We start from the raw sequence: 12,161 nt of genomic DNA, 5'->3' as shown, positions 1-12,161 counted from the left end.
AATGAAGGGAGGAAGCGGAATTGAAAAAAAGAAAGAATAAAAAAAACAGTAAAGCCGCAGAAAAAGCCCTCAAGGTGACGATTAATGGAAAAGAAGAGACGGTTTACGAACAAGAGACACCAGATACAGAGGCAGATAAAAGCATGACATTTTCAAATTGGGAGGAAAAAAGACAGGCAGAACAAGAGGTTGCGGCATCCCAGGAACACCCTGATGAAGATGAATTCAATTGGGATTCCGAGGAGGACAAGGTGTTTAAAGAGGACCCTAAAGTTGTTCCTCCTTATCAAAAGAAAAAAACAAAGCTTTATGCAAAAGGAAAGACCGGGGCTGCCAAACCGGTAAAAAGAGTGGCCGCGACGATTGCCTTCGCGGCTATCATTGGCACTGGATTAGGGTTATTCGCGTTAAACATATCGGGGAATAAAGAAGCGTCAGCACCGGCCTCTTTAGAGGATTCTCTAGGCAGCCAAACGGCAAAAGCAGGGGATACTTCTGCTGATAAACAAACCTCAGACGCAGAAAAACAAGCAGCACAAACTGAAGGTACATACAAAACATACGCTGTGCAAGCCGGAAAATTTTCAAATGAAAAGGGCGCCGAAACGTTAACAGAACAATTGACCGAAAAAGGATATTCCGCCGTGTCACTGTCAAAGGATGACGGGTATACGTATGTTATTGCAGGCTTAGCAAGTGAAAAGGATGTCTCACAGCAGTTAGGACAGGTTTTAATCGACAGTGATTTTGAAGCCTGGGGAGGCAAGGAGCTTTCCTTATCAATAGAGTCAGATATGACAGATTCTTTTAAGGAAACAGCGGAGCTTGCAGCAAAGGCGATTCTCGGCGAAGACATTACAAAAGCGAGTGTAGAGAAAATAGAAAAGTCGCTTGGTGAAACAAAAGCGTCAGAAACAGGAGAGAAAAAAGCGATTTTGCAGGCTTTAAAGGAATTAGAAGATCCAAGTGCTGAAGCCGGGTGGAAGGCTCAGCAGGAGCTGTTAGCCGTCGTAAAATAAGAGATAGTGCCCTGAGCCTTCGTCCTTTAGTGACAGGCTTTTTTTATTTTGTCATGAAAAAGTTATTTTTCTGAAATTGTGACAAGCCTCGTGATTTGGTAGGATAAACGAGTATCTTTTTTTCTTAAGCAAACCCTGAAAGGATGACGAACATGACAAAACCGCTAATACTTGCATCACAATCTCCGCGCAGGAAAGAACTCCTCGATCTTCTCCAGCTGCCCTACTCCATTATTGTCAGTGAAGTAGAAGAAAAATTAAATCGAAACTTTTCACCAGAAGAAAACGTCCAATGGTTGGCAAAACAAAAAGCTAAGGCTGTAGCTGATCTCCACCCGCATGCAATCGTTATCGGTGCTGATACAATGGTATGCCTTGACGGCGAATGTCTTGGCAAACCGCAGGATCAAGAAGAAGCTGCTTCTATGCTGCGGAGGCTTTCAGGCCGAAGTCACTCAGTAATAACCGCGGTCAGCATTCAAGCTGAAAATCACAGCGAGACTTTTTATGATAAGACAGAAGTTGTGTTTTGGTCCCTCAGTGAAGAAGAGATTTGGACGTATATTGAAACAAAAGAGCCGATGGATAAAGCAGGTGCATACGGCATCCAAGGAAGAGGCGCGCTTTTTGTAAAGAAAATAGACGGAGATTATTATTCAGTCATGGGCCTTCCTATATCAAAAACAATGAGAGCTCTTCGCCATTTTGATATAAGGGCATGACGGTTCTATAAACGGGAAGGGAAAGAAAAGGAGTGCTTGGTCATACACGATCTGCCATTAAAACTCAAAGATTTCCCAATCAAAGAAAAGCCAAGAGAACGGCTCCTGAAAGTCGGAGCCGAGAACTTAGCGAATCATGAACTTTTGGCTATATTATTGCGGACAGGGACTAAACACGAATCTGTTTTGGACCTGTCAAACAGGCTGCTGCGCTCATTTGACGGGCTGCGCCTGCTCAAGGAAGCATCGGTTGAAGAGCTGTCAAGCATCCCGGGAATCGGTATGGTAAAAGCGATTCAAATACTGGCTGCAGTTGAGCTTGGAAGCCGGATTCATAAATTAGCCAACGAAGAACATTTCGTTATTCGCTCCCCGGAAGACGGCGCTAATCTTGTCATGGAGGATATGCGCTTTTTAACCCAGGAGCATTTTGTCTGTTTATACTTAAATACAAAAAATCAAGTCATCCATAAACGCACCGTATTTATCGGAAGCCTGAATTCATCTATTGTCCACCCGCGAGAGGTGTTTAAAGAAGCGTTTAAACGATCTGCCGCTTCCTTTATCTGTGTTCATAATCATCCTTCTGGAGATCCGACGCCGAGCAGGGAAGATATTGAAGTGACAAGACGGCTGTTTGAATGCGGAAACCTGATTGGCATCGAGCTGCTTGACCATTTGGTGATCGGGGATAAAAAATTTGTGAGTTTAAAGGAAAAAGGATATTTGTAACACTTTTTTTTTCGTCGAATTAAGCTATAATAGAGTTTATGAGTTTTTCCCTTTAGGGTATTTTTGCTTTAAGAAAGGAAGATACATACATATGTTTGGAATTGGTGCTAGAGACCTTGGTATAGATCTTGGAACTGCGAATACGCTTGTTTTTGTAAAAGGAAAAGGAATTGTTGTGAGAGAGCCGTCAGTTGTCGCTTTGCAGACGGATACGAAATCGATTGTCGCTGTCGGAAATGATGCGAAAAATATGATTGGACGGACACCGGGCAACGTGGTGGCTCTTCGCCCGATGAAAGACGGCGTTATCGCTGATTATGAAACAACGGCGACGATGATGAAATATTACATCAATCAGGCCATAAAAAATAAAGGCATGTTTGCCAGAAAACCATATGTAATGGTATGTGTCCCATCAGGCATTACAGCTGTTGAAGAACGCGCTGTTATCGATGCGACAAGACAGGCGGGAGCGCGTGACGCGTATCCAATTGAAGAGCCTTTTGCCGCAGCAATCGGGGCCAATCTGCCAGTTTGGGAACCGACTGGAAGCATGGTTGTTGATATCGGGGGCGGTACGACAGAAGTTGCGATTATTTCCCTCGGAGGCATCGTAACGTCTCAGTCAATCCGTGTAGCCGGTGATGAGATGGATGACGCGATTATCAACTACATCAGAAAAACGTACAATCTGATGATCGGTGACCGTACAGCTGAAGCGATTAAAATGGAAATCGGATCTGCAGAAGCTCCTGAAGAATCCGACAACATGGAAATCCGCGGCCGCGATTTGCTGACAGGTTTGCCGAAAACAATTGAAATTACAGGAAAAGAGATTTCTAACGCTCTGCGCGACACTGTATCTACAATTGTCGAAGCAGTGAAGAGCACACTCGAAAAAACACCGCCTGAGCTTGCAGCAGATATCATGGACAGAGGTATAGTGTTAACCGGCGGCGGAGCGCTTTTGCGCAATTTGGACAAAGTCATCAGCGAAGAAACAAAAATGCCGGTCCTTATCGCCGAAGATCCGCTTGATTGTGTAGCGATCGGAACAGGGAAAGCACTGGAGCACATCCATCTTTTCAAAGGGAAAACTAGATAATCGGGAGTTCAATAGAAGAGGTGTAACACGATGCCGAATAAGCGGTTAATGCTATTACTTCTGTGTATTATCATATTGGTGGCTATGATTGGATTTTCGCTGAAGGGCGGCCGCAATACCACCTGGCCTGAGAAAGTGATCGGCGATACGACGGGAGTATTTCAAAATATTTTTCATACGCCTGCCGAATTTTTTGCAGGAATATTTGAGAACATCAATGATTTAAAAAACACATACAAAGAAAACGAGCGTCTAAGAGAAAAACTTGACGGACAGACACAATATGAAGCCAAGCTTCAAGAGCTTGAAGAAGAAAACAAATCCTTGCGTGACGAGCTTGGCCATGTCAAATCGATTAAAGATTACAAGCCGATTTTAGCAACGGTCATCGCCAGAAGCCCTGATAATTGGGCGAAACAGGTCACCATTAACAAGGGGACTCAGCAAAACGTAGCGAAAGATATGGCCGTTACAAACGAAAAAGGCGCATTAATCGGCAAGATCAAAAGCTCCGGACTTAACAATTTTACGTCTGCTGTTCAGCTTTTAAGCGATACTGACCGCAATAACAGAGTCGCGACAAAAATTTCCGGAAAAAAAGGCAGCAAAGGCTACGGCTTGATCGAAGGATATGACAAAGAGAAAAAACGTCTTAAGATGACAATTATTGAGCGTAAGGATAAACAAGACGTGAAAAAAGGCGATCTTATTGAAACATCAGGGACAGGCGGTGTTTTCCCAGAAGGGCTGACAATCGGTGAAGTGACTGATATCGAGTCAGATTCCTATGGATTAACGAAGGTTGCTTATGTAAAACCTGCGGCTGACCTTACAGATTTAAATAATGTGATCGTTGTTAACCGTGACGTGCCGACTGTCGATACAGAGGAGGAAGGATCGTGAAACGTTTCCTTCTCCCTTTCGTTATGATGCTTGTTTTTTCTGCGGAAAGCATTTTTACAGATTTGGTGCATTTTCCTTTCGTTACAGATGACCAAGTGCTCGCCCCGCGTTTTTTGATGCTTGTATTGATATTCATGTCGGCTTTTATCAACCAAAAACACGCGATGATTTACGGATTTATTTTTGGTTTTCTATATGACATGAACTATACAAGTCTATTAGGCGTTTACATGTTTGGTTTTGCAGGGCTATGCTATTTGGCTTCAAAAGCGTTTAAAGTGTTACATACAAACGCATTTGTAGTGATATTGATAGCGGTTCTGGCTGTCTGTCTGCTCGAATTTTATGTATTCGGCATTCAGTCTTTGATTCATAAAGATATTATGACGTTTAACGGATTTGTGCTTGACCGGTTTATACCGACAATTTTATTAAATATTGCAGCAGCTCTTATTCTTGTTCTGCCATTTAGATTGTTTTTTATGAGTCTAAAGAAAGAATTGAGAGATGAGTAAAAAGGATTTTATCTTTTTTTGACGAAATGAGTATGTTGTTGAGGTGAATATTGTGAAGACCAAAAAGCAGCAATATGTAACAATAAAAGGAACAAAGAATGGACTAACATTGCATCTGGATGATGCGTGTTCTTTTGATGAGCTTCTCGATGGTCTTCAGAATATGCTGTCAATTGAACAATATACCGATGGAAAAGGCCAGAAAATCAGCGTTCATGTTAAGCTGGGAAATCGCTTTTTATATAAGGAGCAAGAGGAACAGCTAACCGAATTAATTGCGTCAAAGAAAGATTTGTTTGTTCATTCTATTGACAGTGAAGTCATTACTAAAAAAGAAGCACAGCAGATAAGAGAGGAAGCCGAAATTATTTCTGTTTCAAAAATTGTCCGTTCAGGCCAAGTGCTGCAGGTAAAAGGCGACTTGCTCCTGATCGGTGACGTGAATCCCGGCGGAACAGTCAGGGCCGGAGGGAACATTTTTGTTCTGGGCTCACTGAAAGGAATCGCGCATGCCGGATTTAATGGAAATAATCAAGCGGTCATCGCCGCCTCTGAAATGCTTCCGACACAATTAAGAATCAATCATGTGTTAAATCGCTCCCCAGACCACATTCAAAAAGGGAACGAAATGGAATGTGCTTATTTAGATACAGACGGAAATATGGTCATTGAACGCCTTCAACATTTGGCTCATTTAAGACCTGATCTAACAAGGCTTGAGGGAGGAATGTGAATTGGGTGAGGCTATCGTAATAACTTCGGGAAAAGGCGGAGTAGGTAAGACAACAACATCTGCGAACCTCGGTACCGCCTTAGCCATTTTAGGGAAGCGCGTATGCTTAGTAGATACTGATATAGGACTGCGCAACCTTGATGTTGTAATGGGTCTTGAAAATAGAATTATTTACGATCTGGTAGACGTTGTAGAGGGCAGATGCAAAATGCATCAGGCGCTCGTAAAAGACAAACGTTTCGATGATCTGCTCTATTTAATGCCCGCTGCTCAAACGAGCGATAAGACAGCTGTTGCTCCTGAACAAATTAAAAACATGGTCCAAGAGCTCAAACAGGAATTTGACTATGTCATCATAGACTGTCCTGCCGGAATCGAGCAAGGGTACAAAAATGCCGTTTCCGGAGCTGATAAAGCGATTGTGGTCACTACGCCTGAAATCTCAGCTGTTCGTGATGCTGACCGTATTATAGGGCTGCTGGAGCAAGAAGAAAATGTTGAATCGCCGCGGCTTGTTGTAAACAGAATCAGAAATCACCTGATGAAAAATGGTGACACGATGGATATCGACGAAATCGTACAGCATCTGTCGATCGATTTGCTCGGAATCGTGGCTGATGATGATGAAGTCATCAAAGCTTCCAACCATGGTGAACCGATTGCGATGGACCCGAAAAATCGCGCTTCTATTGCATATCGCAATATTGCCCGCCGCATCTTAGGTGAATCTGTTCCTTTACAGGTGCTTGAAGAGCAAAATAAAGGAATGATGGCTAAGATTAAGTCATTTTTCGGAGTAAGATCTTAATGTGATAGAATCAAAGAGAAGAATCTGACAAAGCATATGCTGTGTCAGGTTTTTTTGTTTTTGCCTGCTTTGTTCTTGACTAAACCGAATATTTGCCATGGACAAGACATATGATGTACAAACCCAACGAATGCAAAGGATGATGGCAATGAGTCACAGAGCAGATGAAATCAGAAAACGATTAGAGAAAAGAAGAAAGCAGCTTTCCAGCTCAAAGCGTTTCTCTACTCAGACAGTTTCTGAAAAGCAGAAACCCCCGTCCTGGGTGATGGTAACAGATCAGGAAAAACACGGAACACTCCCGGTATATGAAGATAACATGCCAACATTCAACGGAAAACACCCATTGGTGAAAACAGATTCAATTATCCTGAAATGTCTTCTGTCGGCCTGCCTTGTTCTCGTTTCAGCTATAGCCTATAAAACAAACATTGGACCCGTCAGTCAGATTAAACCCGCCGTAGCCAAAACCTTTGAAACTGAATTTCAATTTGCTTCAGCAAGCCATTGGTTCGAAACCAAATTCGGAAATCCGCTTGCTTTCCTGGCTCCTGAACACAAAAATAAGGAACAGCAGATTGAAGTAGGCAAAGATCTGATCGCGCCTGCATCCGGGAAAGTACAGCAGGATTTTCAGGACAATGGGGAAGGAATTAAAGTCGAAACAAGCAGCGATAAGATTGATAGTGTAAAAGAAGGCTATGTGGTTGAAGTCAGCAAAGACAGCCAGACGGGACTGACGGTTAAGGTGCAGCATGCTGACAACACCTATAGTATCTATGGCGAGCTCAAAGATGTGGATGTTGCTTTATATGATTTTGTGGATAAAGGCAAAAAGCTCGGTTCGATTAAGCTTGATGATCATAATAAAGGGGTCTATTATTTTGCCATGAAAGACGGCGATAAATTTATTGATCCAATTCAGGTGATTACATTTGAATAAATGGCTCGACCTTATCTTAAAGATCCATGTGCATCCTTTTCTTTGGATTATCGCGGCGCTGGGCTTGCTCACAGGCCATATGAAAGCATTATTATGTCTGCTCCTGATTGTATTGATTCATGAGCTGGGGCATGCTGCTCTGGCCGTATTTTTTTCTTGGAGAATCAAGCGTGTTTTTTTGCTGCCGTTTGGGGGAACGGTCGAAGTGGAAGAGCACGGGAATCGGCCGTTAAAGGAAGAGTTTGCGGTCATTATTGCCGGCCCTCTTCAGCACATCTGGCTTCAGTTTGCCGCCTGGATGCTTGCAGAAGTCTCAGTGATTCATCAGCATACCTTTGAACTCTTCACCTTTTATAATCTTTCTATCTTATTTGTCAATTTACTGCCGATCTGGCCGCTGGATGGAGGAAAACTGTTATTTTTGTTGTTTTCCAAACAGCTGCCTTTTCAAAAGGCTCACCGGCTTAATCTAAAAACGTCGCTCTGCTTCTGCCTGTTGCTCGGGTGCTGGGTTTTATTCGTGATTCCTCTGCAAATCAGCGCATGGGTTTTGTTTGTCTTTCTGGCTGTTTCCTTGTTTGAGGAATATCGGCAAAGGCACTATATCCATGTGAGATTTCTCCTCGAAAGGTATTACGGAAAAAACAGGGAGCTTGAGAAACTTCTGCCGCTGACAGTAAAGGCGGAGGATAAAGTCTATCATGTGATGGCCGAGTTCAAACGTGGCTGTAAGCATCCGATTATTATAGAAAAATCAGGCCAAAAGCTCAGCCAGCTTGACGAGAATGAAGTGCTGCACGCTTACTTTGCCGATAAGCGGACGAATTCTTCCATGGAGGAACTGCTTCTGCCCTACTAAAACTGATTGACAAACGCCTTGTATTTTGGTATATTTTTTAATGTTATGGATGTAGCACCATTGCTACAACCGCTCAGTACAGGTGTTAAGAGCTTTTACAGCCCCCTGGTATCTGGCGAGTCTTAGTCTAATAGGAGGTGCAGAGAATGTACGCAATCATTAAAACAGGCGGTAAACAAATCAAAGTTGAAGAAGGCCAAACTGTTTACATCGAAAAACTTGCTGCTGAAGCAGGTGAAACAGTTACTTTTGAAGACGTTTTGTTTGTTGGCGGAGACAACGTGAAAGTCGGCAACCCTACAGTTGAAGGCGCAACAGTAACGGCTAAAGTTGAAAAACAAGGCCGCGCGAAAAAAATCACTGTTTTCAGATACAAACCAAAGAAAAACGTTCATAAAAAACAAGGTCATCGTCAGCCTTACACTAAAGTAACGATCGAAAAAATCAACGCGTAAGCATGATTCAGGCAACAATCAGAAGGTCTCATGATAAAGGCATATTGTCTTTTGAAATGACGGGCCATGCGAATTTTGCTGAATATGGACAAGATCTTGTTTGTGCCGGAGTGACAGCCGTTGTGTTTGGAGCCGTTAACGCGGTCATTGTGCTCGCGGGCTTCGAGCCGCTTCTTGATATAGGGGAGGACGGGGGTTATTTTTATTTTGAATTCCCTGAATCTCTTGATCCAGAGGCACGCCAAAAAGCTCAGCTGCTGATTGAAGGCATGATTGTTTCGCTGGAGACAATCGAACGGGATTACAAAGACAACTTGCGTGTGACCACAAACATAATATAGGAGGTGAGCTACATGCTTAGATTAGATCTTCAGTTTTTCGCTTCTAAAAAAGGAGTAGGTTCTACAAAGAACGGACGTGACTCTGAGGCTAAACGTTTAGGTGCTAAACGTGCTGACGGTCAATTCGTAACAGGCGGTTCTATCCTTTACCGTCAACGCGGAACAAAAATTTACCCAGGTGAAAACGTGGGCCGCGGCGGAGATGACACTCTATTTGCGAAAATCGACGGAACTGTTAAATTCGAACGTTTCGGCCGTGACCGCAAAAAAGTGAGCGTATATCCTGTAGCTCAATAATGATTCAAAAAACTCCGGTCGATGATGACTGGAGTTTTTTTTGCAATATGCGGAGTAAACACCTAGAATGAAATGCAGAGTATGTGCGAGCAGACCCCGCCAAGAATGAGAATAAACATCTCAAACCCACTGGATATGTTCCCCAAGCAGTAATACATAAAATGTTCTGCCTGGCTGCAAATCAACCAAAGCCAGAAAAAAGGAACATGATATTTCTGGGAAAAACAATTGTTTTTCTAACAAAGCCTTCTCTGTTATAATTCATAATACACACTTATACAGACTCCTAAATAAGAAATTAAATGATTGGGAGTGCGAAAATGAAGGATGTTTCAAAAAATCAAGAAGAAAATATAAGCGACACGGCATTAACAAACGAACTGATTCATCTGCTTGGCCATTCCCGGCATGATTGGATGAATAAGCTGCAGCTGATTAAAGGAAACTTAAGCTTACAGAAGTATGACCGTGTCTTTGAAATGATTGAAGAAATGGTTATAGACGCAAAGCACGAATCAAAGCTCTCAAACCTGAAAACACCGCATTTGGCGTTTGATTTTCTTACGTTTAATTGGAAAACCCATTATATGACGCTTGAATATGAAGTTCTCGGAGAAATTAAGGATTTGTCGGCTTATGATCAAAAGCTGGCGAAACTGATGAGAAAGCTGTTTCATCTGTTTGATCAAGCAGTCAGCAGAGAGAGTGAAAATCATTTAACGGTTTCGCTTCAAACGGATCATCCTGACAGACAGCTGATTCTGTACCTTGATTTTCACGGCGCCTTTGCCGATCCATCTGCTTTTGATGATATTCGGCAGAATGGATATGAGGACGTTGATATCATGCGTTTTGAAATCACGAGTCACGAATGTCTGATTGAAATTGGGTTGGACTAGCGGAGTTTTTAACGGTTTAGAACGGAGGACATTATGTTTGTAGATCAGGTCAAAGTATATGTAAAAGGCGGCGACGGCGGCAACGGTATGGTTGCGTTTCGCCGTGAAAAATATGTGCCGAAAGGCGGCCCTGCCGGCGGTGACGGAGGAAAGGGAGGAGACGTCGTTTTTGAAGTAGATGAAGGTCTCCGCACCCTGATGGATTTTAGATACAAAAAACACTTTAAAGCGATTCGCGGCGAGCATGGCATGTCCAAAAACCAGCACGGGCGAAATGCTGATGATATGGTCATTAAAGTTCCGCCGGGCACCGTTGTGACAGACGATGATACAAAACAGGTCATTGCTGATTTAACAGAGCACGGACAGCGGGCTGTCATTGCAAGAGGCGGAAGAGGCGGAAGAGGAAATAGCCGCTTTGCTACACCGGCTAATCCCGCGCCTCAGCTTTCAGAAAACGGCGAGCCGGGAAAAGAACGCTACATTGTTCTTGAATTAAAAGTGCTTGCAGATGTCGGACTTGTCGGGTTCCCGAGTGTGGGAAAATCTACTTTGCTGTCTGTTGTCTCATCTGCAAAACCGAAAATTGCGGACTATCACTTTACAACGCTTGTCCCGAATCTCGGCATGGTTGAAACGGATGACGGACGCAGCTTTGTCATGGCTGATTTGCCGGGGCTGATTGAAGGCGCACACCAAGGCGTCGGACTGGGCCACCAGTTTTTGCGCCATATTGAACGGACGAGGGTTATTGTTCATGTCATTGACATGTCAGGCTTAGAAGGCCGTGATCCATATGATGATTATCTTACGATTAACCAGGAGCTGAGCGAGTACAATCTGCGTCTCACTGAGCGTCCGCAAATTATCGTTGCAAATAAAATGGACATGCCGGAGGCTGCGGAAAATCTCGAAGCCTTTAAAGAAAAGCTGACGGATGATTATCCGGTATTCCCGATCAGTGCGGTGACAAGAGAAGGTCTGCGTGAGCTTCTGTTTGAGGTTGCCAATCAGCTTGAGAACACACCGGAATTCCCGCTGTATGACGAGGAAGAGCTTACACAAAACCGTGTCATGTACACGATGGAAAATGAAGAAGTGCCATTTAACATTACACGCGATCCAGACGGTGTATTTGTGCTTTCAGGAGACAGCCTTGAGCGGTTATTCAAGATGACTGATTTCTCACGTGATGAATCGGTTAAACGGTTTGCAAGACAGATGCGCGGAATGGGTGTTGATGAAGCACTCAGAGAACGCGGAGCCAAGGATGGAGATATAATCAGGCTTCTGGAATTTGAATTTGAATTTATTGATTAATGAATGTTGGCTGAAAAGAGAGCCTGGTGCCAGGCTCTCTATTTTAAAGGGGGGATGCAAATGAAAGAGGAGACATTTTATCTTGTCCGTGAAGATGTATTGCCCGATGCAATGAGAAAAACATTAGAAGTCAAAAAGCTGCTTGATCGAAAAAAAGCAGATTCAGTAGCAGATGCCGTTCAAAAGGTCGATTTAAGCAGAAGTGCGTTTTATAAATACAGGGATGCTGTTTTTCCATTCTACACCATGGTAAAAGAACAAATTATCACACTTTTCTTTCATTTGGAGGATAGGTCAGGTGCGTTATCTCAGCTTCTTCAGGCGGTAGCTGATTCTGGAAGCAACGTTCTTTCCATTCACCAGACCATTCCGCTTCAAGGCAGAGCAAATGTGACACTGTCTATCAGTACGTCGGCAATGGAAGAAGACATTCATACATTAATGAATAAACTCAGGAAGTTTGATTTTGTAGAAAAGGTTGAAATATTAGGTTCAGGTGCATAAGGGAGA

The 12,161-nt window shown here is 43.2% G+C and carries 17 protein-coding genes and 1 other annotated feature; of the genes, 16 read left to right on the top strand and 1 reads right to left on the bottom strand.

The window, feature by feature from the left end; all coding sequences use genetic code 11:
- Nucleotides 1-20: 20 nt before the first annotated feature.
- From spoIIB to rpmA, 13 genes are all read left to right on the top strand, one after another.
- Nucleotides 21-1,019, top strand: a complete 999-nt coding sequence (spoIIB, locus tag bslm_RS13580) for a stage II sporulation protein SpoIIB (protein ID WP_046381249.1) — start codon at nt 21-23, stop codon at nt 1,017-1,019.
- A gap of 152 nt (nt 1,020-1,171) precedes the next feature.
- Nucleotides 1,172-1,741 carry a Maf family nucleotide pyrophosphatase gene (locus tag bslm_RS13575; RefSeq protein ID WP_024572904.1) on the top strand — a complete coding sequence of 190 codons (570 nt, stop codon included), beginning with the start codon at nt 1,172-1,174 and terminating at the stop codon, nt 1,739-1,741.
- Nucleotides 1,742-1,777: 36 nt separating this feature from the next.
- A complete protein-coding gene (gene radC / locus bslm_RS13570) occupies nt 1,778-2,473 on the top strand; it encodes a RadC family protein (RefSeq protein ID WP_014480455.1) in 696 nt (231 codons plus the stop codon).
- 91 nt (nt 2,474-2,564) lie between these two features.
- Entirely contained in the window at nt 2,565-3,578 is a 1,014-nt protein-coding gene (gene mreB, locus bslm_RS13565) for a cell shape-determining protein MreB (RefSeq protein WP_003229650.1), read from the top strand.
- A 30-nt stretch (nt 3,579-3,608) separates the two neighbouring features.
- Nucleotides 3,609-4,481 carry a rod shape-determining protein MreC gene (mreC, locus tag bslm_RS13560; protein WP_009967915.1) on the top strand — a complete coding sequence of 291 codons (873 nt, stop codon included), beginning with the start codon at nt 3,609-3,611 and terminating at the stop codon, nt 4,479-4,481.
- Entirely contained in the window at nt 4,478-4,996 is a 519-nt protein-coding gene (mreD, locus tag bslm_RS13555; RefSeq protein WP_004398811.1) for a rod shape-determining protein MreD, read from the top strand. The genes mreC and mreD overlap by 4 nt, the downstream gene beginning before the upstream one ends.
- A 52-nt stretch (nt 4,997-5,048) precedes the next feature.
- Nucleotides 5,049-5,729, top strand: coding sequence for a septum site-determining protein MinC (gene minC / locus bslm_RS13550; protein WP_004398901.1), 681 nt, complete (start codon nt 5,049-5,051; stop codon nt 5,727-5,729).
- A gap of 1 nt (nt 5,730) precedes the next feature.
- Complete coding sequence (minD, locus tag bslm_RS13545; protein WP_014664846.1) at nt 5,731-6,537, top strand: septum site-determining protein MinD; 807 nt, start codon at nt 5,731-5,733, stop codon at nt 6,535-6,537.
- Nucleotides 6,538-6,685: 148 nt separating this feature from the next.
- Nucleotides 6,686-7,480, top strand: a complete 795-nt coding sequence (gene spoIVFA, locus bslm_RS13540) for a stage IV sporulation protein SpoIVFA (RefSeq protein WP_046381248.1) — start codon at nt 6,686-6,688, stop codon at nt 7,478-7,480.
- A complete protein-coding gene (spoIVFB, locus tag bslm_RS13535) occupies nt 7,473-8,339 on the top strand; it encodes a stage IV sporulation intramembrane metalloprotease SpoIVFB (RefSeq protein WP_004398649.1) in 867 nt (288 codons plus the stop codon). Before spoIVFA ends, spoIVFB begins: the two co-directional genes overlap by 8 nt.
- A 57-nt stretch (nt 8,340-8,396) precedes the next feature.
- Nucleotides 8,397-8,472 (top strand) — a sequence feature (ribosomal protein L21 leader region).
- A gap of 13 nt (nt 8,473-8,485) precedes the next feature.
- On the top strand, nt 8,486-8,794 hold the full coding sequence (gene rplU / locus bslm_RS13530; RefSeq protein ID WP_003229668.1) for a 50S ribosomal protein L21: 309 nt from the start codon (nt 8,486-8,488) through the stop codon (nt 8,792-8,794).
- Between the two features lie 2 nt (nt 8,795-8,796).
- Nucleotides 8,797-9,135, top strand: a complete 339-nt coding sequence (locus tag bslm_RS13525; RefSeq protein WP_046381247.1) for a ribosomal-processing cysteine protease Prp — start codon at nt 8,797-8,799, stop codon at nt 9,133-9,135.
- 12 nt (nt 9,136-9,147) lie between these two features.
- Nucleotides 9,148-9,432 (top strand): 50S ribosomal protein L27, encoded by a 285-nt coding sequence (gene rpmA, locus bslm_RS13520; RefSeq protein ID WP_003222623.1) that lies wholly within the window; start codon nt 9,148-9,150, stop codon nt 9,430-9,432.
- A gap of 120 nt (nt 9,433-9,552) precedes the next feature.
- On the opposite strand, the gene bslm_RS21420 is transcribed toward rpmA, so the two are convergent.
- Nucleotides 9,553-9,675 carry a hypothetical protein gene (locus tag bslm_RS21420; protein WP_003229671.1) on the bottom strand — a complete coding sequence of 41 codons (123 nt, stop codon included), beginning with the start codon at nt 9,673-9,675 and terminating at the stop codon, nt 9,553-9,555.
- 77 nt (nt 9,676-9,752) lie between these two features.
- On the opposite strand from bslm_RS21420, the gene spo0B reads away from it, so the two are divergent.
- The 3 genes from spo0B to thrR are packed head-to-tail and all read left to right on the top strand — an operon-like array spanning nt 9,753 to nt 12,155.
- Nucleotides 9,753-10,331 carry a sporulation initiation phosphotransferase Sop0B gene (gene spo0B / locus bslm_RS13515; RefSeq protein WP_004399131.1) on the top strand — a complete coding sequence of 193 codons (579 nt, stop codon included), beginning with the start codon at nt 9,753-9,755 and terminating at the stop codon, nt 10,329-10,331.
- A 33-nt stretch (nt 10,332-10,364) separates the two neighbouring features.
- Nucleotides 10,365-11,651, top strand: a complete 1,287-nt coding sequence (gene obgE, locus bslm_RS13510; protein WP_003246161.1) for a GTPase ObgE — start codon at nt 10,365-10,367, stop codon at nt 11,649-11,651.
- A gap of 60 nt (nt 11,652-11,711) precedes the next feature.
- Nucleotides 11,712-12,155 carry a transcriptional regulator ThrR gene (gene thrR / locus bslm_RS13505; RefSeq protein ID WP_003222630.1) on the top strand — a complete coding sequence of 148 codons (444 nt, stop codon included), beginning with the start codon at nt 11,712-11,714 and terminating at the stop codon, nt 12,153-12,155.
- The last annotated feature ends 6 nt before the right edge of the window (nt 12,156-12,161 follow it).

It is taken from the genome of Bacillus sp. LM 4-2, from assembly GCF_000978495.1.
In the GTDB taxonomy this organism is placed as follows: Bacteria; Bacillota; Bacilli; order Bacillales; family Bacillaceae; genus Bacillus; species Bacillus subtilis.
The sequence above is the reverse complement of the archived record's forward strand: the minus strand, read 5'-3'. Positions and strand labels throughout refer to the sequence as shown.

What these genes read in the sequence shown, in the direction of transcription:
- mreB (WP_003229650.1), top strand. Translation starts at nt 2,565, where the DNA reads ATGTTTGGAATTGGTGCTAGAGACCTTGGTATAGATCTTGGAACTGCG.
- mreC (WP_009967915.1), top strand. Translation starts at nt 3,609, where the DNA reads ATGCCGAATAAGCGGTTAATGCTATTACTTCTGTGTATTATCATATTG.
- rpmA (WP_003222623.1), top strand. Translation starts at nt 9,148, where the DNA reads ATGCTTAGATTAGATCTTCAGTTTTTCGCTTCTAAAAAAGGAGTAGGT.
- bslm_RS13575 (WP_024572904.1), top strand. Translation starts at nt 1,172, where the DNA reads ATGACAAAACCGCTAATACTTGCATCACAATCTCCGCGCAGGAAAGAA.
- bslm_RS13525 (WP_046381247.1), top strand. Translation starts at nt 8,797, where the DNA reads ATGATTCAGGCAACAATCAGAAGGTCTCATGATAAAGGCATATTGTCT.
- spo0B (WP_004399131.1), top strand. Translation starts at nt 9,753, where the DNA reads ATGAAGGATGTTTCAAAAAATCAAGAAGAAAATATAAGCGACACGGCA.
- rplU (WP_003229668.1), top strand. Translation starts at nt 8,486, where the DNA reads ATGTACGCAATCATTAAAACAGGCGGTAAACAAATCAAAGTTGAAGAA.
- thrR (WP_003222630.1), top strand. Translation starts at nt 11,712, where the DNA reads ATGAAAGAGGAGACATTTTATCTTGTCCGTGAAGATGTATTGCCCGAT.
- obgE (WP_003246161.1), top strand. Translation starts at nt 10,365, where the DNA reads ATGTTTGTAGATCAGGTCAAAGTATATGTAAAAGGCGGCGACGGCGGC.
- spoIVFA (WP_046381248.1), top strand. Translation starts at nt 6,686, where the DNA reads ATGAGTCACAGAGCAGATGAAATCAGAAAACGATTAGAGAAAAGAAGA.